General features: G+C 47.8%; 22 protein-coding genes. 5 read left to right on the forward strand and 17 right to left on the reverse strand.

The window, feature by feature from the left end; translation table 11 throughout:
- Positions 1-113: 113 nt before the first annotated feature.
- On the forward strand, positions 114-890 hold the full coding sequence (locus JF818_RS05545; RefSeq protein ID WP_198890969.1) for a metal ABC transporter solute-binding protein, Zn/Mn family: 777 nt from the start codon (positions 114-116) through the stop codon (positions 888-890).
- Positions 891-943: 53 nt separating this feature from the next.
- Here the strand turns inward: JF818_RS05545 and JF818_RS05550 are convergent, their stop codons facing one another.
- The 4 genes from JF818_RS05550 to JF818_RS05565 form a co-directional block, all read right to left on the reverse strand.
- The gene (locus JF818_RS05550) at positions 944-1,762 is read right to left on the reverse strand and encodes a sugar phosphate isomerase/epimerase family protein (protein ID WP_198890970.1); all 819 of its coding nucleotides are present in this window, start codon (positions 1,760-1,762) and stop codon (positions 944-946) included.
- Between the two features lie 63 nt (positions 1,763-1,825).
- Complete coding sequence (locus JF818_RS05555) at positions 1,826-3,103, reverse strand: iron-containing alcohol dehydrogenase (RefSeq protein WP_198890971.1); 1,278 nt, start codon at positions 3,101-3,103, stop codon at positions 1,826-1,828.
- Positions 3,104-3,115: 12 nt separating this feature from the next.
- Positions 3,116-4,033, reverse strand: a complete 918-nt coding sequence (locus JF818_RS05560; protein WP_198890972.1) for a transketolase family protein — start codon at positions 4,031-4,033, stop codon at positions 3,116-3,118.
- Positions 4,030-4,920: a transketolase gene (locus JF818_RS05565; RefSeq protein ID WP_198890973.1), complete on the reverse strand. Its 891-nt coding sequence runs from the start codon at positions 4,918-4,920 to the stop codon at positions 4,030-4,032. The genes JF818_RS05560 and JF818_RS05565 overlap by 4 nt, the downstream gene beginning before the upstream one ends.
- 293 nt (positions 4,921-5,213) lie before the next feature.
- Here JF818_RS05565 and JF818_RS05570 point away from each other — a divergent pair, with 293 nt between their 5' ends.
- Entirely contained in the window at positions 5,214-5,864 is a 651-nt protein-coding gene (locus JF818_RS05570) for a GntR family transcriptional regulator (protein ID WP_198890974.1), read from the forward strand.
- Positions 5,861-6,961, forward strand: a complete 1,101-nt coding sequence (locus JF818_RS05575; protein WP_198890975.1) for a DUF362 domain-containing protein — start codon at positions 5,861-5,863, stop codon at positions 6,959-6,961. Before JF818_RS05570 ends, JF818_RS05575 begins: the two co-directional genes overlap by 4 nt.
- 70 nt (positions 6,962-7,031) lie before the next feature.
- On the opposite strand, the gene JF818_RS05580 is transcribed toward JF818_RS05575, so the two are convergent.
- From JF818_RS05580 to JF818_RS05615, 8 genes are all read right to left on the reverse strand, one after another.
- The gene (locus JF818_RS05580) at positions 7,032-8,003 is read right to left on the reverse strand and encodes an aldo/keto reductase (RefSeq protein ID WP_198890976.1); all 972 of its coding nucleotides are present in this window, start codon (positions 8,001-8,003) and stop codon (positions 7,032-7,034) included.
- Positions 8,000-8,914, reverse strand: a complete 915-nt coding sequence (locus tag JF818_RS05585) for a sugar phosphate isomerase/epimerase (protein ID WP_198890977.1) — start codon at positions 8,912-8,914, stop codon at positions 8,000-8,002. The genes JF818_RS05580 and JF818_RS05585 overlap by 4 nt, the downstream gene beginning before the upstream one ends.
- A complete protein-coding gene (locus JF818_RS05590; RefSeq protein ID WP_198890978.1) occupies positions 8,914-9,576 on the reverse strand; it encodes an aspartate/glutamate racemase family protein in 663 nt (220 codons plus the stop codon). Before JF818_RS05590 ends, JF818_RS05585 begins: the two co-directional genes overlap by 1 nt.
- 115 nt (positions 9,577-9,691) lie before the next feature.
- Positions 9,692-10,690, reverse strand: a complete 999-nt coding sequence (locus JF818_RS05595) for a tripartite tricarboxylate transporter substrate-binding protein (protein ID WP_198890979.1) — start codon at positions 10,688-10,690, stop codon at positions 9,692-9,694.
- A gap of 80 nt (positions 10,691-10,770) precedes the next feature.
- A complete protein-coding gene (locus tag JF818_RS05600) occupies positions 10,771-12,279 on the reverse strand; it encodes a tripartite tricarboxylate transporter permease (protein ID WP_198890980.1) in 1,509 nt (502 codons plus the stop codon).
- Positions 12,280-12,289: 10 nt separating this feature from the next.
- Positions 12,290-12,748, reverse strand: coding sequence for a tripartite tricarboxylate transporter TctB family protein (locus JF818_RS05605; protein WP_198890981.1), 459 nt, complete (start codon positions 12,746-12,748; stop codon positions 12,290-12,292).
- A 14-nt stretch (positions 12,749-12,762) separates the two neighbouring features.
- Positions 12,763-13,770 carry a PdxA family protein gene (locus JF818_RS05610; RefSeq protein WP_198890982.1) on the reverse strand — a complete coding sequence of 336 codons (1,008 nt, stop codon included), beginning with the start codon at positions 13,768-13,770 and terminating at the stop codon, positions 12,763-12,765.
- A 260-nt stretch (positions 13,771-14,030) separates the two neighbouring features.
- Positions 14,031-15,911: a sigma 54-interacting transcriptional regulator gene (locus JF818_RS05615; RefSeq protein ID WP_233066414.1), complete on the reverse strand. Its 1,881-nt coding sequence runs from the start codon at positions 15,909-15,911 to the stop codon at positions 14,031-14,033.
- A gap of 74 nt (positions 15,912-15,985) precedes the next feature.
- Here JF818_RS05615 and JF818_RS05620 point away from each other — a divergent pair, with 74 nt between their 5' ends.
- Positions 15,986-16,492, forward strand: coding sequence for a hypothetical protein (locus JF818_RS05620; protein ID WP_198890983.1), 507 nt, complete (start codon positions 15,986-15,988; stop codon positions 16,490-16,492).
- A 1-nt stretch (position 16,493) separates the two neighbouring features.
- On the opposite strand, the gene JF818_RS05625 is transcribed toward JF818_RS05620, so the two are convergent.
- The gene (locus tag JF818_RS05625; protein ID WP_198890984.1) at positions 16,494-17,378 is read right to left on the reverse strand and encodes a mechanosensitive ion channel family protein; all 885 of its coding nucleotides are present in this window, start codon (positions 17,376-17,378) and stop codon (positions 16,494-16,496) included.
- Between the two features lie 114 nt (positions 17,379-17,492).
- Entirely contained in the window at positions 17,493-19,382 is a 1,890-nt protein-coding gene (htpG, locus tag JF818_RS05630; protein ID WP_198890985.1) for a molecular chaperone HtpG, read from the reverse strand.
- 102 nt (positions 19,383-19,484) lie between these two features.
- Here htpG and JF818_RS05635 point away from each other — a divergent pair, with 102 nt between their 5' ends.
- Complete coding sequence (locus JF818_RS05635) at positions 19,485-20,615, forward strand: ROK family transcriptional regulator (RefSeq protein ID WP_198890986.1); 1,131 nt, start codon at positions 19,485-19,487, stop codon at positions 20,613-20,615.
- A 237-nt stretch (positions 20,616-20,852) separates the two neighbouring features.
- Here JF818_RS05635 and JF818_RS05640 read toward each other — a convergent pair whose 3' ends face one another.
- The 3 genes from JF818_RS05640 to JF818_RS05650 form a co-directional block, all read right to left on the reverse strand.
- Positions 20,853-21,377, reverse strand: a complete 525-nt coding sequence (locus JF818_RS05640; protein ID WP_198890987.1) for a hypothetical protein — start codon at positions 21,375-21,377, stop codon at positions 20,853-20,855.
- Positions 21,378-21,501: 124 nt separating this feature from the next.
- Entirely contained in the window at positions 21,502-22,059 is a 558-nt protein-coding gene (locus JF818_RS05645; protein ID WP_198890989.1) for a hypothetical protein, read from the reverse strand.
- A gap of 346 nt (positions 22,060-22,405) precedes the next feature.
- On the reverse strand, positions 22,406-22,918 hold the full coding sequence (locus JF818_RS05650) for a hypothetical protein (RefSeq protein ID WP_198890990.1): 513 nt from the start codon (positions 22,916-22,918) through the stop codon (positions 22,406-22,408).
- Positions 22,919-23,293: the final 375 nt, after the last annotated feature.

The raw sequence follows: 23,293 nt of genomic DNA on the forward strand, positions 1-23,293 counted from the left end.
ACCTTTGGATTTCTGGCTGCCATTGCAACTGACTTACCACCGAGTGGAACAATTGCATTGCTCTCGGCTTTGCTTTTTATCATACCTACAACACATAAGAGAGGATTACCATCATGAGAAAATACCTTTTCTCCCTTACCATCATGCTCTTGGCAGTGCTTAGCATCTCTGCCCAAGGTGTCCCGGAAGAAGTAGCTGCATCCAGCGCTTCCCACCCCGCTTCCATCGTGGCAAGCACAAGCTGGACTGCCGCTTTTGCAGACCTTGGAGGACTTGATGATGTTGCCTTCATCGCCCCTGCAAACCTCACCCATCCCCCTGAGTATGAGATTACCGTCAGTGATGTGGTGAAGATCAACCATGCAGACTATTTCATCTTCGCTGGCTATGAGAGGATGATGCAGAGCATGGGAGATTCCATCAAGAAAGAAGAAGGAACAATGCTTCAGATAACCACCACCAATGATATCGAGAATGTAAAAAAGCAAGCAGCAACAATAGCCAGTATTACGGGAACGGAAGGAAAGAGCAAGGAACGTCTTGCCAGCTATATCGCTACCATCGAGGAGGGAGCAAAACAGGCTGAAGATAGAGGACTGACAGAGGCAAAGGTCTACTGTCATGCAATGCAAGTCTATCTTGCAGAAGATCTGGGACTCCAGGTTGCAGGTACCTTCGGTCCTGGGCCGGTTACTGCACAACAGATCAGCGAGGTCTCTAAAGGTGGTTATCATATTATCATCGACAATATCCACAACCCCATCGCAGGGCCCTTGATGGAGGTATCCCCAGATACCAAGCTCGTTGTCTGGAGAAATTTCCCAGAAAGTGGGGGAAGAGGGAGCCTGGAGTCAATGGTACAGGCCAATATTGAGGCTCTACTACAGTAGCAGCAGGATCGATAACGTGAAGAGAGCCACCATTCGGTGGCTCTTCTTGCATATCAGGAGTAATACTTGCCGTATTTTCCCCTCAGGAAACTGACGGTTCGTTTTGCCGCCGTCTCAGGATCAGGGTACGGAAGGATCTCCGCTGTTGTCCATCCATCATACCCGATGGAGGTAAGGGAAGAGAAAATCTCGTCCCAATCCATATGTCCATCCCCAGGTGCATGACGATTGGTATCTGCAAAGTGCACATACCGTACATACTCCTTGTTCCGGATGAAGCTGTCCCCAATGTGGTCATCTTCGATGTTCATATGGAATACATCAGGCATCATGACAAAGTTCTTCCGGTCAATCTTCTTGAGCAGGGCTGAACACTCATCGAGGTTGTTGATGAAGTCGATCTCATAACGGTTCACCGGTTCAAGAATCAACTCAACGCCACGCTTTTCTGCATGGTCAGCAACCTTGTACGCCATATCGAGGAAGAGTTCCTCTGCAAAGGCAGGGTCACGACCATCGATAGGACCACGGGTCCTTCCAATATTGACCAACCCACCAAAATCAGAGGCAAGGTCGATGAAGCCGCAGAAACTCTTGTACAGTTCTGCTCGGTTCTCCTGGTTCTCATCGGTGAAGTAGAGATTCCTTGCCGCAAAGACCTGTCCACTGGAAATTGCACTAACCTCCAGACTGTTCTCTCGCAACCACTGGTTCAATTCGTCCTTTGACACTTCATCAGGACGCTTGAGGGCGAGTTCAACACCATCATAGCCAAGTTCATGGGCCTTGATGATCGACTCTTTTACCCCACGAAACACTACAAATGCATTGGGCATTGCCTCTTTACCGGCAATAGCTACAGATAATTTCATAGAATACTCCGTTGGTTGAGAAACAGGACACCATATGGTGCCCTGCTATTCAACCTATCCAGGTTACATCGCCTTGATCAGGGAGAGGTCCCCACTGGCAGCTGCACGAAGCAATGGCTCCATGTAGGTGTCGACATCACTTGAACTCATTGGAACTGGCATGTTCTGCAGTTTCATTGCAAGCTGTGGGTCCTTCGCAGCATTCAATGCACGCTCGATATGAGCCTCACTGAATCCCTTCAGGTCGTTGAGCTTGCTGGGAGCCTTGATGGACTTGCTGAATGCAATCATGGCCTCAGCCACGGCAACGGCAAGTTCTTCCCCTTCCAGGTTGTCCACTGAAGAGCCAAATCCGAACTCGGCGAAGATTGAACCAACAACCTTCAGCTGCTTCTGGATTGCCTTGGAGTAGAGCACCGCATAGTAGGGGTTCATGATTCCACAGGCAGTTCCATGGCTGACAATGTCCACCAGGGAGAAACTGGTAAGGTGAGCACCACTGGTTCCCCCGATCATGATGGCATATCCACCAAGGTCGGTGGCAAGGCCGATAGCCTCACGTGCCTTCACATTCTTGGGATCATCGACCAGTACCTTTGCATACTCTGCCACCAGGCTGATGGCACACTCGGCGATCTCACGGGTCTTCTCGTAGGTCTCTTCCTTTGCTCCACAGAACACCTCGAAGGTGTGTGCAATGGCATCAAGGGCTCCGTCGATGGTTACGCTGATCGGCATGCTGACCGTTGTCTCATAGTCAAACAGTCCAACAGTAGGGACGACTGCGTTGTCCACGATAAGTTTCTTCTGTCCGGCTACCGGGTCGGTAACGTTGGAATACTTGGTCAGGTGGGCACCACTGGATGCACTGGTCTGCACTGCAATGACAGGGATCAGGGAAGAGCCGGTCTCATCAAGGGCCTTGCTCACCACATTGGTTCCAAAGTAGTGGTCGATCTCGGGGGTCACCTTTGCGCCAAGGGTAGCCAATGCATTGGCTGCCTTCACTGCATCGATGGCCGAACCACCACCGATAACGACGATGCAATCGGGCTTGGTGTGCAGGATATAGGACTCCAGACGATAGACATCCTCACGTGGAGCATTGGGCTTTGCATCGGGAGCAATCATATTGCCGGCAAGTTCTACACCTGCGGCATTGAGGTAGGAAACAACCCGGTCTGCAACCGGCTTCATATAGGTGGTATTGCTTACCACGAGGGCACGCTTGCCGAACCCTGCAGCCAGAGGTCCTACCTGGTCAAGCACTCCCAGGCCGTGGACATATGAGTCCCCTTTCCAATCATTCAAGAGTGTATAGGCACGTTTCATTTGATCCATAACAGTATCTCCTTATTTGCAAAGATTTTTTGCGCGTTCTGCAATATTCTCTGCGCTAATTCCATATTTTGCCAAGAGTGGTTCATAAGGACCAGTCTCGGTAAATACATCCTCGATTCCTATAGCATCAAATCTACAGGAAATTCCTTCTTTCATAAAGGCCTCGCTGACAGCACTGGAAAATCCACCAGCAAGTACATGCTCTTCGACACAAAGAAGCTTGCGGGTCTTGGCTACGCTGTCCTTGAGGGACTGGACGTCAAGAGGCTTGACTACAGGTACACTCAGCACCTCAGCCTTGATCCCCTCTTTCTGGAGCAGGGCGGCTGCCTCATTTGCGAAGCTTGCGGTAATACCGTTTGCTGCGATGGTTACATCACTTCCGCTTGCAGTACAGACTGTTCCAATCGCATCGGAGGCAGGAAGATCAGGCATTGCATTGCGGTTAAGCCTGATATACACAGGACCCTTCTGCTTCAGTGCATATTCCAAAGCCTGCTCAGCCTGTTTGGCATCACCAGGAACGATAACCTGCATATTCGGCAGGGCTCTCATGATGGCAATGTCAGTTATTGCTTGGTGGCTTGCACCATCAAAGGAGTCGGAAAGACCACCATAAGCTCCTGCGATAATGACAGGAAGGTTGTTGTAGCAGAGGGTATTACGGATCTGATCGGTAGCTTTGAGGGCGAGGAAGATGGCAAATGCGTTAACCACAGGGTGGTATCCAGCGGTGGCCATACCAGCAGCAATATCGACCATGTTAGCCTCAGCCACTCCTACGTTGTAGAAGCGGTCGGGAAAGGCCTTTCCAAAATATGCACTCTTGGTAGATGAAGACACATCAGCATCAAACACCACCAACTCAGGATGGGTAGCACCCAATTCGGCAAGCTTCTTGCCGAAAGCATCTCTCATGGCATCGCTCATAGGGAGGCCTCCTTCTTCTCAATGTCAGCATTCAATTCGATCATACCCTTGGCGTATGAGTCATCATCGATGACAGCCCCATGCCAGGTATTCTTTCCTTCAGTGAAGGAGACACCCTTTCCCTTAACGGTATTGTATATAACCGCTTTCGGCCACTGGTTGTCACTATCCATCCATGCAAAGGACTCCATTACCTCTTCGGTATTGTTTCCATCGTAGGATTTCTCAGCAACATTCCAGCCGAATGACTTGAGCTTGTCAGCAAGCGGGTCGAGCGGCATGATTTCATCAGCGGTTCCATCAAGCTGAACCTTGTTGTAATCGATCATAAGGACGAAATGCTCAGGCTTGAACTTTGCTGCACTCATGAGTGCTTCCCAACTCTGCCCCTCATTCAAACAACCTTCCCCGCTGATCACATAGGTCCAGAACTGCTTCCCAGACTGCTTTGCAGCCAAGGCCATTCCCAATCCGATGGAGAGCCCGTGTCCCAGAGCTCCGGTGGACATGTCCACACCAGGGAGGGTCTTCATACAGGGGTGACCCTGCAGCCGGGTATTCAGGGTACGGAAGGTTGGAAGTTCCTCAACCGGGAAATACCCACGGTGGGCAAGCATGGTGTAGAGATTCATCGAAGCATGTCCCTTCGAAAGTACTACACGGTCGCGATCTTCCCACTGGGGATCGTCACTCTTGATATTGAGGCGATTGAAATAGAGGCAGGTGGTCAATTCGGCACTTGAAGCGGCTCCGCCCCAGTGTCCGGTTCCACTTGTGTGGAGGGTATCGAACATCACGCTCCTAAAATATGCTGCCAGCAGTGCAAGTTCCTTTGCATTGAACTTTCTGTCTTTCTGGCTGAGCAACTCCTTGACTGTTGTATTCATCTAGGAAACTCCTTGTTCACTGTTTCTTGATATTGATTTCATCTAACAAGCAGTGCATTGTGTACTGTATACAATATTGATACCATGGACAGCAATCCTTGTCAAAGGGATTCTTGTACTTCTTAAGAAATTTTTGCAAATTTAATGTATCCATATATAGATACTGTGTATTTCTTGGGTAAGTATATGCAAAGAAAGCGTGAGATTATTGCAAAATGTTTTTTGTACACAATTAACATTGACTTACCAGAAAATTCCTTTTACAGTAGTACTAGTTAATGGGGGTACCAAGTATGCCTAAATGTATACAAAACAGTCTTTCTGACCAAGTTTATACCATGCTCAAGGACCAGATTCTCTCTGGCCAGCTCAAGGGAGGGATGAAAATCCCGGAAGAGTCTCTTGCAGAACAATTTGGAGTTTCCAGAACTCCGATCAGGGAAGCTATCAGGCGCTTGGCAGAGTATGGACTTGTAACCATCAAGCCAAGAAGCCACGCTGTGGTTTCGATCATCTCTCCCCAGGAAGCAGATGATATTGCCAAGGTCCGGGTCTCATTGGAGCAACTAGCCATCGATTCGATCGATGAGGATTCATACGCGGAAAATGTAAAGGAACTCTCCCGTTATGCAGCCGACTGCCAGTATGCAATGGGAATCGGGGACAGGGCTACCGTTTTTGAGCAGGACAGCCTGTTCCATCTTGCATTGATCAAAGCAAGCAGGAATAGTGCCCTGATCAGCATCTGTGAGCGTCTTGATGCAAAGATCCAGCAACTCAGGATTGCGCAGAATCTCCCTGAGGATGAACTCTCCTACTATCTTGGCCAGCACGCCCAGATGATGAGCTTGTTGAAAAACGGGGAGAAAGAAGCGTGCAAGCATATGCTCTATGAACACATCACCCACGATCTCACCAGCCACCTAGGAAAGGACAACGCATGAATAAAGAAGACATCATCATCACCTATGGTTCGGATGCAAGCAACATGACGAGAGCCTTGTTGCAATCCATCGATATCGAAGGGCTCCTTCCCGATAAAAACGCATCCATCGCTCTTAAACCCAATCTTGTGGTTGCTGTAACCGCTGACAGTGGAGCAACCACCCACCCAGAGATCCTCATTTCCATCATCGAATTTCTCCAGGAGAAGGGGTATCACAATATTTCAATCGTGGAGAGTGCCTGGGTGGGAGACTCCACCAAGGAAGGCTTCAGGGTCAATGGATACCATCAGATCAGCAAGAAATACTCTGTTCCTTTGGTAGATGTGAAGGATGATACCTATGAGAAGAAAACCGTAGAGGGGATAACCATGGAGGTCAGCCGAACAATCCTCGATACTGATTTCCTGATCAGCCTACCTGTTTTGAAGGGACATTGCCAGACAGCAATGACTTGTGCACTGAAGAATATGAAGGGATGCCTATCCGATCGCAGCAAGCGGTTGTTCCACTCTCTTGGACTACACCGCCCCATCGCTGCGCTCAACGCAGTTCGAGCAGCAGACCTGGTCATTGTTGATAGTCTGAACGGCGATCTTGATTTCGAGGAAGGGGGAAACCCTGTTGAGACCAACCGGATGTTTGCCTGCCGAGACAGTGTTCTCTGTGACAGCTTCGGGGCCTCCCTTATGGGCTTTGAGCTCAAGGATGTTCCCTATATTGAGATGGCAGAACATTTGGGGGTCGGAACCACTGATCTCGAGAAAGCCAACATCATCCAGCTGAATGAACCAAGCGATGAGCCGGTTGCCCGCCCTACAGGAAGGGCAAACTACCTTGGTCGTTATACTGAACCAGATAGTGCCTGCTCTGCTTGTTATGGAAATCTGATCCATGCCCTTAAGCGTCTTGATGAGGTAAATCGTTTGAAAAACATCAAACAGAATATCTGCATCGGACAAGGATACAAGGGTGTGAACGACCCTTCCAAGGTTGGTGTTGGCATCTGTACCAAAGGTCTGGGAAAAAGCCTTCCCGGCTGTCCTCCCAAGGCAATTGATATGATCAAGTTCATCAAGGAACTGAATGCTGAATAAGACACAGATTCATGCATACCATACAGAAGGCACCCATTTGGGTGCCTTCTATTGGGTGTATCTTCCTGAACTATGTCAAAAGAGGCCTAACCAGGTCATCAATTGCTTTCCAGTCCTCCCCTGAGAGCACTACTGACAAGGCCTGGCTGTTCTCCTCGATCTGCTCAGGTTTGCGTGCACCACAGAGAACATTCATTGTTTTTTCTGCCTGTCTTGTCCAAGCAATGACGAGATTCCCTACAGCACAGCCATAGTTTCCTGCCATCTCTTTCAGAGAGTCAAGCATATGGAGAACCTGGGGGCGATGCTCTGCATCATACCAAGCCACAGAAGCTTTCGCCGTGCCCACCACCTTGGTATCGAGATCGACTTTCCCGGTGAGTAAACCCCGCTCAAGAGGACTATATGCCTGGAAGGTGATGCCCTGCTCAGCACAGTAGGAAGCAAGAGCCTGTTTACTACGTGTAAGCAAGCTGAACCGTTCCTGGATCAAGGAAGGATTCCCATAGGCTTGGTACTCCTTCAATTGTTCCAGGGTAAGGTTGCATGCGCCATAACTCCGTATCTTTCCTTGTTCAATCAGACGCTCCATTGCCTGGACAGTTTCCTCAATGGGAGTAAAATATGGGGGTATTGACTGCCAGTGGGTTAAAAGAAGATCAATATGGTCGGTCTCAAGTCGTTTTAAGCTCTTCTCAACCTGTTCAATAATGCTGCTTGGATTGAGATTGCGGCGGATAACCACCCCATCACGACTCTTGTGTACCGAACCCTCGTCCTCTGATCCCCAAAGCAATCCGCATTTGGTCGCCAGGATACACTCATTGCGTTTTCCCTTGAGAGCCCTTCCAAGAAGCTCTTCGCTGAAGCCATTCCCATAGGCAGGTGCAGTATCTATGAAGTTGATGCCCCTCTCCAGTGCACGATGGACTGTCTTGATGCTCTCTACTTCATCACTGGCTCCCCAGCTGTCTCCACCACCCATTGCCCATGTTCCTAGTGCAATGGAAGAGACTTCCATGGTTGTATTTCCCAGTTTCACTGTACCCTCCTCCAAGCATCCTGAAGCGTTCTCTTGGCATTTGCTACCACCAAGTCTGCATCCTCTCCTGCTTGGGGTTTTACCTCAAAGGAAAGGATATTCTTGCCACCTTCAGTGAGGTAGCCAATATCCTTCATTTTCTGCAGGAAGGCAGCAAGGTATTCTGTGTCATTCTCTGAACCGGGATAGCCAAACCGTGGGTGATAGTCCCCATAACTGGGATGGTTGGGATCACTGATGAGGGTATTCCCCACATGCACATGCTTGATGTACTGCTTTATAGGCTCAACGGCCTCATCAATACTCTCCCCGATCATGGGGATATGGGAGCAATCGATCATGATGCCAAAATTATCATATGCAGGGCAGACTGCCTCGGCATATTGCCTGACCAATGAAGACGGGCCAAGCAGTGACTTCTTATCAATGGTATGGTCAAATACCTCAAGAACGACCGGCATGGATCCTTTGCTTTTTGCGTAGGCACATAGTTCATTTGTGGAGGCAATCAACGCATCAAGATAAGAAGCTTCTTTCCCTTTCTCATACCCACGGGAGAGGAACTGGAACTCCTCTGCACCCATGGCATACGCTTCATCAATTCCTTTCTTCAAAGTCTGGACTGCCTGCACTCTCTCCTCTTCATCCAAGCTATTGATATTCAACTTCTTCGCAAAGAGCAGGGAGTGTCCACTATAGGTACAATCACAATGTGCACTCTTGATCATGGCAGGTGCAGACTCATACAACGATGAGAATGGCAAACTTCCAATCTCCATCACCTGAAAAGTGGGATCTACAAGAAGCTTCTTGAGAGAGACATGATAGTCTTGTTCACTATTTGAACAAGAGGGATAGGCCATGGAGACCACTATTCCAAGCCGACAGAATGCATGGATATCTGTATGCATTACACTTCCCCTTCCAGTATGCTCTTTACCTTTTGGCAGCAGAGAACGGGGCTTGCGAGTACCGGCACACCGGCTAACTGCTCTGCTTCTTCTTGCAGATGACCCATGGAAGCCTGGGCAAGGACGATACAGTCATACCCTTTCACCTGCTTGATCATCTCAAGTACCAGGCGGTTATGTGTTTCCATATCCCCAGCACGCATAGCGGTATAGGCTGGTTCATTGTCCTCAGCATCCACCTCTATCTCGGTTCCTGCGATTGCTGCCTCCCTCTTGAGTTTGTTGATGGTGGGCTCAAGGGTGCTCATTGCGGTGGCAACAACCTTGATTTTCTTGCCAATACGAACAGCTTTCTCTGTCATTGCATCATCAATGGCAACAATAGGAACATTGATAAATGGCCTGATGAGCTGTACTGCAGGGGTGAGTGTTGAACAGGTAACGACGATGACATCGGGTTTGGTCAGTTCACAGGATTGCAAATCATTGAACAACCGCTTTCGGTTCTCCAAGGAGAAATAGCCAATCTCAGCAGGATCAGAAGCAAGAAAATCATCAAGAATGTTATGAATTTTCAACTTCTGGCCCACTACATTTTCCAGCAATTCTGGAAAACTGCCCAATACCGGTCGTACCGTATGGATAAGTGCAACACGTTTCATCGTAGTATCCCCTTTTCTCTCATCATTACCCTTGTATTCAGGGTAGTTTGAACTTGAGGGATGAAAGATACCTTCTTTCACCCCTCAAGATCTAAGTCACATGACGCGGAAAACCTTACTCAGACTTACCGATTGACTCAAGGTAGTCAGCCTGGAACTTCATACCATACGCTCTGAAGGTATCGGTGTCCATGAAATCGGGAACCAGCTTCTGCTTTTCGATGTAGCCTTTCTGCCAAGCTTCGGTGTCGTTGACCTGCTTCATGATATTGCTCCAGTAGTTGACTGCAGCCTGACTCATGCTCTTGGGAGCAACAACAGATCTCCAGTTGGGGACCTCTACGTTCTCGTAACCGAGCTCACTGAGGGTCGGAGCACTACCAAGGTTTCCAGGGAAACGGCTGGTGGAAAGTGCCAAAACCGGGGTGAGCTTGCCAGCTTCTACATACTGGGAAGCAGCTGCAGGCTTGGAGATCAAGAGGTCGAAGTGACCACCAAGAATTGCAGTGATAGCACCACTGGTTGCATCGTGAGCAATGTAGGAAAGCTGATCCTGGGTAACACCAAGTTCCTTGATAAGGGCAGCGTGACAAGCGATGTCATCACCCTTGGAACCACCAAGAACCAATCTCTCACCATTGTTCAAAGCTTCAATGATCTCTTCTGCACTGGTGTACTTGGAGGACTCACCAATGAAGATCAGGTGCTTGTCTACAGCCATGTGAGCAACAGGCTGGAAGTTCTGGAAGCGATTGCTGGTGTTCTTAACCATCGGCATCAGGTCACCACTGTTGAAGGTCAACAAGGTGTGGTCAGCCTGGACACCAGCTCTGATGTTGGAAACAAGCAGTCTACCAACTTCACCAGCACCATCGGTCTTATACTGAATAACAAAATTCTGTCCGTTGATCAGATCCTCTTCAGTAGCAATGTCGGTAATCGTGCGGGTGAAGATGTCTGAACCACCACCGGGGGAGCTGGTCACATACCAATCGACATTACGGGTAGGAACGAAGGACTTCTCTGCACCATCTGCAGCTTCAGCAGTTCCGTTTGCGAAAACGGACATACTTACCAACAAAACCAGGGCCAATACTAGAGCAATTTTTCTCATCTCTCTATCTCCTCTTTGTTTCTCGTGGGATCACTCCCACATTTTCCAATATCCAATTCCTCTTATGAGGAAATAACACCTTATTTCTTTAGAATGCCAGCCTTGCGAAGGATGAACTTCACCACGGGAGTCATTACGATTGCCAAGAGCGCCAACAACAAGAAGGCAGAAATCGGCTTGTCAACGAAGATTCCCAACCCACCATTGCTGATGATGAAGGCCTTACGCATGTTCGATTCAAGCAGTGGGGCCAGGACGAATGACAGCAGCATAGGAGCAACTCCATAGCCATTGCGGTCAAGGATGTACCCGAACAACCCAGAGAGGAACATGATGATCACACCATACATGGAGTTACTGGTACTGTAGCCACCAACCACACAGACAACGGTGATGATCGGGATCAGAATCCGTACCGGGACGGTGAGGATCTTGATCAGGAAGGGAATAACCCCAAGGGAAATGAACAAGGTGAGTATGTTTGCGAGGAACAAGCTTGCAATCAAGCCCCATGCAAAGTCAGGATTGCTGGAGAAAAGCAGTGGTCCAGGATTCAGACCCCACATCATCAACCCACCAAGCAAGACTGCACCGGTACCACTACCGGGGATACCCAAGGCAAGCAAGGGAGCAAAGGACCCAGCGGCGGCTGCGTTGTTTGCTGCCTCACAGCTAGCGATTCCCTCAATTGCACCGCTGCCAAGCGGCTCTTCGCTCTTGAAAGCTTTCTGTGCTGCATAGCCAAGGAATGCTCCAGTTGTCGCACCAGCTCCTGGAAGCACACCAACAAAGGTTCCCATGAAACCGCTACGGATAGCAGGAGGAACAAGGCGACGTACATCATGGAGGGTCAACATTGATCCCTTGATCGTCAGCTTCTGTGTCAGATTGACATCAACCTTCTTGTTTCGCTCCGCCATTAATTTAAGCACCTGGCTGAAACCGACTGCTCCAATAACAAAAGGTGTAAAAGGAATGCCCCCTAGCAGATACATGTTGCCGAAGTCGTAACGGGGGCTTCCTGTAAGCGTATCCATACCCATTGTTGCCAGCAGGATACCAACCAAGGTCAAAACAACGCCCTTGGTCGGGCTCTCCCCTACCAGCCAGCCGATGGAAGTCATCGCAACCAACAAGAGAGAAGTCATCTCAGCAGGACCAAACTTGAGGCCGAGTTCAGCAAGTGCAGGGCCCATGAAGGTAAGGATGACCATACCAATGAAACCACCGATAAAGGAGGAGAGATTGGAAGTGAACAGAGCCTGACCAGGACGATTGCGCTTGGTTGCCATCGGGTACCCATCAAGGGCGGTCATAACCGCAGGAGAGTCTCCAGGAATATTCAGAAGAATTGCACTGAATGATCCACCATACATGTTGGAGTAATAAAGTGCACCAAGCATGATGATTGCGGTTGTAGGATTGAACTTATAGGTAAGGGGAAGCAACAGGGCAACCCCTGCGAGGGAACCGATACCAGGCATTGCGCCGACCACAAGGCCGAGTACAGCACCAAGCATGGTAACCATAACATTCTGAAAGGTAAGGACTACTGAAAAGCCCATGAATAACATTTCTAGATTTTCCATTGCATGCTCCTCAGTACGCGATCCAGTTGTAGATGATTCCCTTCGGGAAGGGAACTCCGAGCCACATGACGAAGGCTCCGATTACAATGGCCATGATGACAGCCAACCCGATGAGGGTTGTCTTCCAACTATACTTTTCGTACCACTTGAGCCAAAGAATGACAAAGAGTGCAAGGCTGGGGATCATTCCAATAACCAGAGTGGCAAGCATGATGGCAATCACGCCAAGAGCAGGAAACCAGCTCTCAATCGGATAGGTCGTCTTCTCTTCCTTGAATGAGCCCAGGAATGCAATGAAGCTCAAAGCTAGCAAAGCAAATCCAATGAGAGTGGGGAAAAAACCTGGAAGCGGTCCCCTGAGCTCATGCCAAAAGCCGTACTTGGTGATCCCGAGATAGATGAATAGAGCAGCTATCACTGCTGTGATTACAGGAATCACCATCTGACTCGTAACCTTTTTCAATTGCATATATTCCTCTCTCCTTACGCTTGCTGACGCAGGTGGTTGGCCATACGGGAGGCCATCTTCACTGCATTCTCAAAAGCGCTGGTTTTCACAACACCGGTTCCGGCGATATCATAAGCCGTACCATGTGCACAGGTAACAATAGGAGCGGGAAGGCCACCGGCAATGGTGATGCCTTCATCAAATCCCCTGAGTTTCAGGGCGATCTGTCCCTGGTCATGGTACATGGTCACTACCCCGTCAAAATCACCACGGAAGGCCTTGATGAAGGTGATGTCACTTGGATATGGCCCTGTTGCATCTATTCCCATCTCTCTTGCTTTCTCAATAGCTGGGATGATTACATCAATCTCTTCACGTCCACAGAGGCCATTTTCTCCAGCGTGGGGATTCAGTGCAGCAAGAGCAAGGCGTGGCTTTGCAATACCGCTGTTCTTCAAGGATGCGTTGGCAAGGCGTACTGCACGCAGGATGCTCTCTACAGTCAAGTTCTTGCTTACCTCGCTGATGGGAATATGACTGGTGGTTCGGGTAGTCCAGAGGTCACCCAACACATTGATCTCCCCAAAAGGTTCCGTATGGCTGAACAACTGGGCGAGTAAGTGGTGTTCACTCTCCACCTTGCTTCCTGCCTGCTTGAGGCCTGCTTTATGGAAAGGTGCGAAGCAGAAACCTTCAATCTTCTTCTCCTTATACAAGGAAACACCAAGCTCCAGTGCATGAAGGTTTGCCTTACCTGCCTCAGTGGTCAGGGTGCCAAACTTCACGACTTCAGGGTCCTGATCTTTCTGGTCAAGGATTGGAAGGCCCTTGCTCCAGTCAGCTTCATCCACACTGTCTATCACCTGCAAGGGAACAGAGGAACCAATTACCGAGAAGGCACGCTCGAGTATACGTACATCACCAATAACCACTGGTTTACAATACTGTTCAAAAAATTTACCAACAGCCAGCTTGGCGATGATCTCAGGTCCGACTCCGGCTCCGTCTCCGATTAAAAGTCCCAATACAGGTTTATCGTTCATGGATTACTCCTCTTCATTCTTGCAGTGAGCAACGATGCTCGTCACTCCGGCAATAGAGGTAGCAACTAACGTGCCAAGTTTACAATCTATTGTATACAATCTTTTACATATTTCATATTTGTATACATATATTTTCTATTGAAGTAACCAAATATGAAAAATTCAAACAGTTTCCTAAAAATTTTTAAGACTTTTTTAACATGTTTCAATGTTACATAACTATTGTTTCATGTTTCAATTGAAACATAATTGAAACATGCTTACTCTGATTCAAATCGGGAGAACTTCCTCCAGAGCGTTGTCCTGCTTATACCGACCTCCTTGGCGAATTCCTCACGAGTCAAACCACTGGAGAGGAACTGTTCATACAGCTCATGATCGGATTGCTTCTTCTTTTTTGGTTTTGGTTTTTCTGTTTCTTTGGTATCAAGATACAATCCAGTGGATCCGATATCGAGTTGCTCTATCTCTCGGATGCCAACCCGGTCTGAGGTATGGAGAATTGCAAGCCGTTCTGCTGCGTTCCTAAGCTCTCGGATGTTTCCTGGCCAGTAGAACTGCCCAAGCATCTCTAATGCATTTGCATTGATGTTGATTCCGTTCAGTCCATGCCTCTCGCAGTATTGCGTGACAAAATGGGAGAACAATAACCCAATATCCTCAGGACGATCACGTAAAGGGATCAGCATCAGGCTCAACAGACTGATACGATAGAAGAGATCAAGACGGAACGACCCATCCTGTACTTTCTGCAGGATATTGCTGTTTGCTGCACTGATGACTCTCACATCTACAGGGACAACCATGTCAGCCCCTACTCGGCGAACTTCGCGCTCCTGGAGAACACGAAGCAGTTTCGCCTGCACGACGATCGGCATCTCTGCTATCTCATCGAGAAAAATGGTGCCCTTATGAGCCAATTCAAACAACCCAGGTTTGCCTCCCTTGCTTGCACCGGTGAAGGCTCCCTCGGAGTATCCAAACAACTCACTCTCAAGCAGTTGTTCAGGAAGTGCTGCACAGTTCACTGCAACAAAGGGTTGCGAGGCACGGGGCGATGCATTGTGTATGCTCTGGGCAAACAACTCCTTTCCCGTTCCCGTCTCACCAAGCAGAAGTACGGCGCCTGGGACCTGGCTGAACCTTCTCGCTTTCTCCACAAGAGCCATCATCTGGGCATTCTGTGTCACAATGTTGGAGAATGTGTATTTTGCAACCAAGCCCTTTCTGCTCAACTCCGTCCTGATCATATGCTCTGTCTGCTGGATTGCCTCTGTATTCTGGAATGTGAAGAGAAAGCCTGATGTCTCCTCATCCATGCTGATCGGTTGCTGGGTCACCAAGAACTGCTTGCCTGCAATCGGCACGAGTATCTCTTTCTTCCCTGCCTTCAAGGTAAGATCCCACTTCCCTCCTTGATATACTTCCATCAACTGCTTTCCCAACAGGGATGTAGTACCAAAGAGTTGCTCAGCTTGCCTGTTGGCTGCAATGATGGTTGCACTGCTGTTGATCGCAAGCAGTGCATATGCAGCATTGTTGAGCAGTGTCCCTAGCAGATTTCCCCTTGTCTGCGCACGCTCCAGAGAGCGAGCGGCTGCAACGGCCTCCGCCACTGCATGGACAACTGCCTGATAGCCACTCTTTACATGCACATGAGCAAACTGTTGCTCCTCACATAAACGGCACATCGTGAGTCCACCCACAAATATGGTGCAACCCTTTCTTGCAAGGTGCTCCAGTCCGATTTTCACGTCTTTCTCATCGGTTACCTGAAAGATGGTTACAGGTTGCCCGACCAAGGTGCTGATCAACTCCTGGTCACAAAGCTGTTCATTCGTGACTACCCCGATATGGGCTGTACTGTTCATTTTCTTGGCTTTGGCTAGCGCACTGAGTAAATCCGCGCTACTGAGTGCGATGGGCACAACATGCACCGACGGTTTTTGGTGAGCAATTGCCTGAGCAGTTATTCCACGGGCTACAATGATATCAGCAGCAAGAGGTACGATCTTCTGTGGATCACTTCCATAGATATGGGTGGTCCGCACCTCAATCGTATCCAGGTCATAACTCTGGATGACTTGATCGAATGCTTCTTGCAATTCTTGGTAGGGAACAACAATCAAAATCTTTATCAATGTGACACCTCAAAGAGAGTGTATCATAAGCGGTTCTCTTTACAAAGCCGGCCCGCCCTTGGTATTGTCCGGCTATGAACATACTCCAATACCTATTATTAGCCTTATTAGTCCTTGTAACTGCAGCAAACCTCTATGCACTGACCATCGGCAAGAAGAATCGAAACCGAGCAGCAGCAAACTACCGTCTTACCCTACAGAAGCTGGGCGTGAGAACCAATGAGCTGATGAAAGAGTACGGGTACGATTTTGATGACAGACATGGGTACATCAATGATATCGGGGATGGAATCCTGCTCTGTTTCGACACCAAGAAGCAGGTGGTGGGAATCACCTTGGCTGATGAGTTCTACCATTTCCCGTATGCAGACTTTGTTTCCTGCAAACAAAACTACGAGACGCTGGAGAACAAACTCTCCAACATCTCGGTTGTAATTGAAACAAATGATGCAATCATCACCCTGGTATTCGGCTCCAAAGCATGGAGGAGAAAATCCTATCTCGGAAAGTTCCTCCTCCAGGACTCCAAGGAGTTCTGCACCATCCTTGAAGGCCACTGCTCTGTGAGCGAACAGCAATAACCTATGTTGCGCTCTGGTCTACAATATGTACATCTAATTGGTTGAAAGGAACTGAGATTCCAACCTCAGCGAGACGGTCAACGATCTCACCCTGGAAGCGCCAGTAGACCTTCCAATAGTCTTCAGGTTTCGTCCAAGGGCGAACCGCGAAGTCTATGGAGGAGTCTGCAAGGGTATTTACCTCTACCATGGGAGCTGGATCACTAAGAATCTCACTATAAGAATTGATGATTTTCCAAATGGTATCCTTTGCCAACTGCAGGTTTGTGCCATATGCAACTCTGACTGTAAGGCCAAGTCTCCGCCGGTCAACATTGGAGTAGTTCACAATGGGGCTGTTCCAGACAAGCTTGTTTGAGATGGTAATCTTACGGTTGTCGGGTGTGGAGAGAATAACACAGATCATGTCCATATCACTTACGGTACCACTGAACGACCCGGTTTCAATATAGTCACCAATCCGAAACGGTGCATTGATGACAATCATCACACCACTGAGCAGGTTCCCAATGGTATCCTGGAATGCAAACCCAAGGACAACACCAGTGATGCCAAGGCCGGCAAGCACGGGGCCCATATCAAGGCCAAGTCGGCCAAGGAATGCAATGATGAGGAAAATCCACCCTATGACATTCACCAGCTTCAAAATGAAGCGGGCCATCAATTCATTGATCTTCTTGGAACGGTCGAGTGCACGCTTGAGAATGCGTGAAATGCCTATGATCACCAGCTTTCCGATGAGCACAATGAGCAATCCAATCGCGACATTCACCAAGAATTCGACCGGACCGATTTGAATCCAGCTATCAATCTTCTCAACAAAGCGGCCAAAGGCGGAACTTTCAGCAACGGCTTCACTGCTAAGTGCCATGAAATTTGCAATCATATTTCTACTTCCTTATACAAGTATTATATAAAACACTACCATCGGTAGAGAAAAAAAACAAGGTGAAGAAAAATATCTCTTCACCTTGCATGATAAGTAATTAATTACTCGCTATTATGTAGACAAAAGAGCATGCAGCCGTTTTGCAAACCCTACCGGATCCTTGGGCATGACACCCTCAGCAAGCAGAGCCTGATCCAGCAACACTGAACTCAACTGCTCAATGTACTGTTCATCGTTGCTGTTTTCGATCTTCTTGACCATCGGATCTTCCACATTGATCTCAAGGATCGGCTTTGCTTCTTCAAAGTCTGTCTGTCCCATACTCTTGAGAATCTGCTGCATCTGTACTGATGGGTCACTCTCATCAACCACCACGACAGCAGGGGAGTCTGCAAGGCGGGAAGAGGCAACTACATCCTTTACCTTGTCTCCAAGGGCTTTCTTGACCTTCTTGATAAGGGCTTTAGCCTCCTTGGAGTCTTTCTTCTTGTCCTCGCCTTCTTCCTTCAGGTCATCAACAGCACCACTCTTGTTGATTGCTTTCAGAGGCAGTTCCTTGTAGGTACCGATCGAGCCGACCACGATATCATCAATATCGTCGCTCATGATGAGCACTTCATACCCCTTCTTCCGATACGCTTCAAGCAAGGGACTTGCCTTGAGGGTCTCTTCCTTTCCTCCAGCGATGTAGTAGATTGATTTCTGGTCACTCTTCATCCTCTCCTTGTAGGAGGCGAGGCTTACATAGCCATCCTCCGTGGAGGACTTGAAACGAACCAGTTCAAGCAATGCATCCCGGTTGGCATAATCAGAATACAAACCTTCCTTAAGGGGTCGGTTGTACTGCTCAATGAACTTTGTGTAAAGGTCAGGGTTCTGTTCGCTGATCTTCTGGAACTCACCAAGCAGCTTCTTCACAGATGCGGTACGGATTGCATTCATTACACGATTCTGTTGCAAAATCTCACGGCTGACATTGAGAGGAAGATCCTCACTGTCAATCACGCCACGTACAAAGCGAAGATAGGATGGAAGCAACTCTTTGTCATCATCTGTGATATAGACTCGCTTCACATAGAGCTTCACACCCGGCTTGTAATCTGCATAGTACATGTCAAACGGTGCTTTACTTGGGATGAAGAAGAGTGTGATGTACTCTGTTGCACCTTCGGCGCGTGTATGCAGGTAGAACAAGGGGTCTTCACTGTCATAGCTGCTCTGCTTATAGAACTCCTTGTACTCTTCATCGGTCAGCTCGCTCTTGCTGCGTCTCCACAGGGCTGATGAACTGTTGATCTGCTCAACCTTATGTTCAACCTTCTTCAGCGGATTGCCTTCATCATCCTTCTTCTTGTCATCGTAGGATGTCTGGTCGTAAGAGAGGAAAATGGGATAGGCAATATGGTCACTGTACTTCTTGACCAGCTGCTCAATCTGCCAACGGTTGGCATATTCACTGCCTTCCTCGTTCAGGTAGAGAATGATGGTCGTACCTTGGCTTTCGCGCTCTGCTTCATCAAGGGTATAACTCCCCTTGCCGGTACTGCTCCACTTCCAAGCCTGTTCCTCACCAGCCTTTCGGCTGACTACCTCAACCTTTTTTGCAACCATGAAGGCGCTGTAGAAACCTACACCAAACTGGCCAATGAGGTTACTGTCCTTCTTCTGCTCCTCAGTAAGGGAAGCGAGGAACTTCTTGGTTCCACTGGATGCAATGGTGCCCAGGTTGTCTGCCAAGTCGTCATGACCCATGCCAAGACCGTTGTCACTGATGGTGAGTGTGCGGTCTTCACCTTCCTCAGTAAAGGAGATGTCGATGCGTGGCTCGAAGGCTAGATCCTTGAGCTTGTCATCGGTAAGGGTGAGATACTTAAGTTTGTCCAGTGCATCGGATGAGTTGGATACCAGCTCGCGGAGAAAGATTTCCTTGTGGGAATAGAGCGAGTGGATGATCAGATGCAATAGCTCTGATACTTCAGTTTTGAACTTCTTTTGTTCCATCTTCGTATGATACCTCCAAAGGGATATAGGCAAACATACTGATTTTTCAAACCAACGGCAATTGTTCCTTAACAAAAACGCATAGGTGGGCTATGCTTGGGCATGCAGTTTTCCACCCCAAGCTCAGCCAGGACGATCAATCGTCTGAGAGTTCTCAATCTGCTTGCCCGTGAGGGTGAGTTCAGTCGCTCTGATATCGCACGCCGCCTAACCCTGAACAAGCCATCCACCAGTGAGATTGTGGAGCAGTTGCTTCAGGAAGGACTTGTCGAGGAAAAAGGAAAGGCCAAGACTGCCAATGGCAGGAGACCCACCACGCTTGCCTTGCAACATGGCTCCAGACTGGTCCTGGGAGTGGAACTTGGTAGTAAGAATACCTGTTTCACCCTTACAGATCTCCTGGGTAATGTACTGAGATTTGAGCGAATTCCAACCCCGATCAAACCTGATGCCAAGGAACATGGCCTTACCGTCATCAAGGCGTGTCTGAAAATGAGACGAATTACCAAGGCCCCTATTGCAGGCATCACGGTGGCAACAAGTGCACAAATCAGTGAAGATGGTCTTTCCATACTCCGTCATGACCACTGGTCGTGGGAGAACGTCCCTCTTGCTAAAGCCATTAGTGAATACACACAGACTCCTGCAATCCTGGTGCATTCTGTGAGGGCAATGGTGGAGGCTGAACAGTGGTTTGCCGATGAAGATGAAAAGTCGTTCCTGTATGTCAATTGGGGAGAACATATCAGCGGCGCATTGGTGCAGGACAACACCATAGTAGGGGAGAAGAGCAGATTCGGACACCTTCCAGTACGGCAGACAGGTTTGTGCCGGTGTGGAGGGATTGGATGCCTCGAGACCGTAGCTGCAGGGTGGGCTCTCAGTGAACGATTTGCCGGCAAGACAGTCAAGGAACTGGCACAAAGGGAAGATCCTGAAGTAATTCAAGCTCTGCAAGAAGCGGCAGAAGCCATGGGAATGGCACTCACAGCTGCAAGTGCCATTACCGGATGCAATAAGATTATTCTGGGAGGAGGCATCTCCAATCTTCCCGATCACTACCTTTCAGTACTCCAGAAGTATTATCACCAGCATGCCCACCACAGTCTTGCCCACATACCTGTGGTACGCTCACAGCTCAAGGACCGCAGCGCTGTACTAGGAAGCGTGGCTGTTGGATTGGACCGATGGATTTTCCAGAGAAGAATGTTGCAGACGATGCAAGGGCTTTAAGCAAGTAAAACCGCTACCCAGATGGGTAGCGGCAACCTCCTTGAGAACCCTAGGACTCCTCTCCTAAGGGTACGCGTCTATCCGCTGGAAACATCGGTCTAGACTCGAGCAACGACACTCATGATTATTGCATGGTTTTCTCGTACTGTAAAACATTAATTTTGCAATTTTGTAACTATTTTACCAATTGGTTGATTAACCAGCCAAACTTCACAACAATCGAGAGTTATGAGGAACTCAGCTTCCTTCGGTATAATTAATGGAGAAAGAACCGGAATAGTTGCCTGCACTAAACACATCAGCTGCTCGTTTCCTGATTCTTATGGTAAGTTTTCCGATAGGTACATCATCTTGGGCACCTGCAGGAAACCTGGTATTAAAGGTATTTCCGTTCTCCACACTGGTGAAGAAACTTTCGCTTTCAAGCTCCAGTGTTGTCCTGAGTCTATTCAATGTATCCAGCTCAAGATCTGTAATCGAAAAAATCAACTTTCCGACGGTAGCCTCTGCAAGGTGGGAGGAGAATTTGAAATAGAGAGATTGAGTCAATTCCCACTCCTCAAGATTCGGGAACTCAAAACTGAGCATTGCATCCTCACCTGAGAGCTCCTCACCTGCCTCATTGTAGATGGAGATCCGCAAATCCCTTGGTTCGATGACACCCTGCATATATACGGTGGCAGAAGGAAACCGCGGAGGATCTTCCGCTGCCAAGGGCAACACAAAGAAGAGGAGTATACATGCCAAGAGAACTTTCTTCATATCCATCTCCCAATACCATCGAACTATACGTATGGTACCAGCTACCATTGCACCTGAAAAGAGGGGAAAGAAAAAGCTGTGCAGGTTACTGCACAGCCTTGTTCATGTAAACCAGATGGAAAAATTAGAGCGTAGCCACTGAAACAGTAACTGTTGACGTATATCCACCATGAGTTGCATTATCATTCACATATTCCAATTGACTGCTAATCGTATTACCTAAATGATCATCCCCAGCAGCTTTCAAGGGAGTAATTTTTATCTGAACATTTTCAGACTTACCGTGTACTGCTGAAGTTGCAAGCGTATAAACACCGGCATTCGGTTCAGGGGTACTCCCAGCAATTTCAACATCCGCAATCTTGATGGCCACGCCTGTTTCGGTGTCATGTTCGAAGTCTGAGACTTCCATGTAAATACCAAAAGCAATTGAAGTGTTTGTCTCATAGCCATAGGTAAATACCGGATCGACAGCAAATGCATTCGTAATATCTAGGGTTGCATTAAACTCTGTTCCTGTATCGGGATTAACAAAACCATGGTTGAAAAACCAACCAATAACCGCTTTCAAGGTAGCAGTAACATCTGTAACTGTTCCAGTAGATACTACAAGAGGAGCAGCAAAAACCCCACTCATTGCAATAACCAACACCAGTGCAAGTGCAATAGCCTTTTTATTCATATCTAAATCTCCTCCGGATGATTATTCCTCTATCCTTTGTACAAATAGCCTACTACTGAGTAAGACTTATGTCAATATTAGAATATAATTATTTATAATATTTTAGTAATTATTTCTATTAAGGATTTTATTTTCTTATTATATATTGTTTTATAAGATTTTAAACTTATAACGTAAGTTGTATACTTTCTTGTTCTTTATAGCTATACACAAGTAACAAGGTGACAAGAAGCATTGTATATATTAGATTTATATTATACATCTGTCATATCTTTGTTTTATGAAACTACTGCAGAAAATACAAAACTGCCCAATTGGGCAGCCATACTCTTAAAAAGACTGATATTTACGTATCTGATCTGATGTCGATTGCGACCGTTGCCTCATACTGGCCCGATGGGGCGTTTTCAATCTGACTCTGGTCTGCAATGATGGTGAGAATGTAGGAAGTTAAACCCATCCCCTGCGACCCCTGGGTGAATTGAATAAGTTCATACTCTCCCCCACCAACAGGGGTGATCTCCTGCTCGCCTACCAATATCTTCTGGATAGCAACCTGGGCAGAGGTGCTGGCATTCTTCAGTTCAAAGGGAGTCACCGTTGCATAGACTTCGAACGGTCTGGCTATATTGGTCTGGATTGCATAGTAGAAGGTAGCACCATCCTCATTGAATGCATCGGACACAGTAAGGGCAGGAATAATGTCAGTGCTTTCGCCACTTGTGAGAAAACCGTGAGTCAACAGTTCCGGGACAGTTGTAGTAAGGGAGATGGTAACGCGTGCAGGCTGACCAGGCTCCTCCGCAAAGAGGGCCAAAGGAAGGGACAGCAATACCAGCAGCACACATATCCATTTCATACAACCAATTCTCCCATATAGTCAGTATCCACGTCTAAACTATACAGCGAGAAAAAAACGTATGTCAATGGATATAGTAATTCATTGCAATTTGTACAGAGTATTGAAATATGATTTCATATATTTTATTTTATGATATATAAATATGGTGTACCCAACTTATGACATGCTAAGCAATTTTCTTTAAATTTGGATTATTGCAGACATTTTTTACAACTTCTCTCATCGCATTTCCTATGTCAGAATGGTAGAAGTTCGCAAGCTATTACTTATATTGTTTTTGTACACAATTATTATAATTTACTACTATATTACTGGATTGCATAGGTTTATGTAGGAATTGATTAGTTTCACCCCTTTAACAAACTTATAACA

Source organism: Sphaerochaeta sp. S2 (assembly GCF_016406725.1).
Classification (GTDB): domain Bacteria; phylum Spirochaetota; class Spirochaetia; order Sphaerochaetales; family Sphaerochaetaceae; genus Sphaerochaeta.

Coding starts and splice junctions, on each gene's coding strand:
- JF818_RS05645 (WP_198890989.1), bottom strand. CDS start 22,059: ATGAATAAAAAGGCTATTGCACTTGCACTGGTGTTGGTTATTGCAATG.
- JF818_RS05605 (WP_198890981.1), bottom strand. CDS start 12,748: ATGCAATTGAAAAAGGTTACGAGTCAGATGGTGATTCCTGTAATCACA.
- JF818_RS05545 (WP_198890969.1), top strand. CDS start 114: ATGAGAAAATACCTTTTCTCCCTTACCATCATGCTCTTGGCAGTGCTT.
- JF818_RS05560 (WP_198890972.1), bottom strand. CDS start 4,033: ATGAGCGATGCCATGAGAGATGCTTTCGGCAAGAAGCTTGCCGAATTG.
- JF818_RS05650 (WP_198890990.1), bottom strand. CDS start 22,918: ATGAAATGGATATGTGTGCTGCTGGTATTGCTGTCCCTTCCTTTGGCC.
- JF818_RS05620 (WP_198890983.1), top strand. CDS start 15,986: ATGAACATACTCCAATACCTATTATTAGCCTTATTAGTCCTTGTAACT.
- JF818_RS05595 (WP_198890979.1), bottom strand. CDS start 10,690: ATGAGAAAAATTGCTCTAGTATTGGCCCTGGTTTTGTTGGTAAGTATG.
- JF818_RS05600 (WP_198890980.1), bottom strand. CDS start 12,279: ATGGAAAATCTAGAAATGTTATTCATGGGCTTTTCAGTAGTCCTTACC.
- JF818_RS05550 (WP_198890970.1), bottom strand. CDS start 1,762: ATGAAATTATCTGTAGCTATTGCCGGTAAAGAGGCAATGCCCAATGCA.
- JF818_RS05640 (WP_198890987.1), bottom strand. CDS start 21,377: ATGAAGAAAGTTCTCTTGGCATGTATACTCCTCTTCTTTGTGTTGCCC.
- JF818_RS05610 (WP_198890982.1), bottom strand. CDS start 13,770: ATGAACGATAAACCTGTATTGGGACTTTTAATCGGAGACGGAGCCGGA.
- JF818_RS05635 (WP_198890986.1), top strand. CDS start 19,485: ATGCAGTTTTCCACCCCAAGCTCAGCCAGGACGATCAATCGTCTGAGA.
- JF818_RS05570 (WP_198890974.1), top strand. CDS start 5,214: ATGCCTAAATGTATACAAAACAGTCTTTCTGACCAAGTTTATACCATG.
- htpG (WP_198890985.1), bottom strand. CDS start 19,382: ATGGAACAAAAGAAGTTCAAAACTGAAGTATCAGAGCTATTGCATCTG.
- JF818_RS05585 (WP_198890977.1), bottom strand. CDS start 8,914: ATGCATACAGATATCCATGCATTCTGTCGGCTTGGAATAGTGGTCTCC.
- JF818_RS05555 (WP_198890971.1), bottom strand. CDS start 3,103: ATGGATCAAATGAAACGTGCCTATACACTCTTGAATGATTGGAAAGGG.
- JF818_RS05565 (WP_198890973.1), bottom strand. CDS start 4,920: ATGAATACAACAGTCAAGGAGTTGCTCAGCCAGAAAGACAGAAAGTTC.
- JF818_RS05625 (WP_198890984.1), bottom strand. CDS start 17,378: ATGATTGCAAATTTCATGGCACTTAGCAGTGAAGCCGTTGCTGAAAGT.
- JF818_RS05575 (WP_198890975.1), top strand. CDS start 5,861: ATGAATAAAGAAGACATCATCATCACCTATGGTTCGGATGCAAGCAAC.
- JF818_RS05590 (WP_198890978.1), bottom strand. CDS start 9,576: ATGAAACGTGTTGCACTTATCCATACGGTACGACCGGTATTGGGCAGT.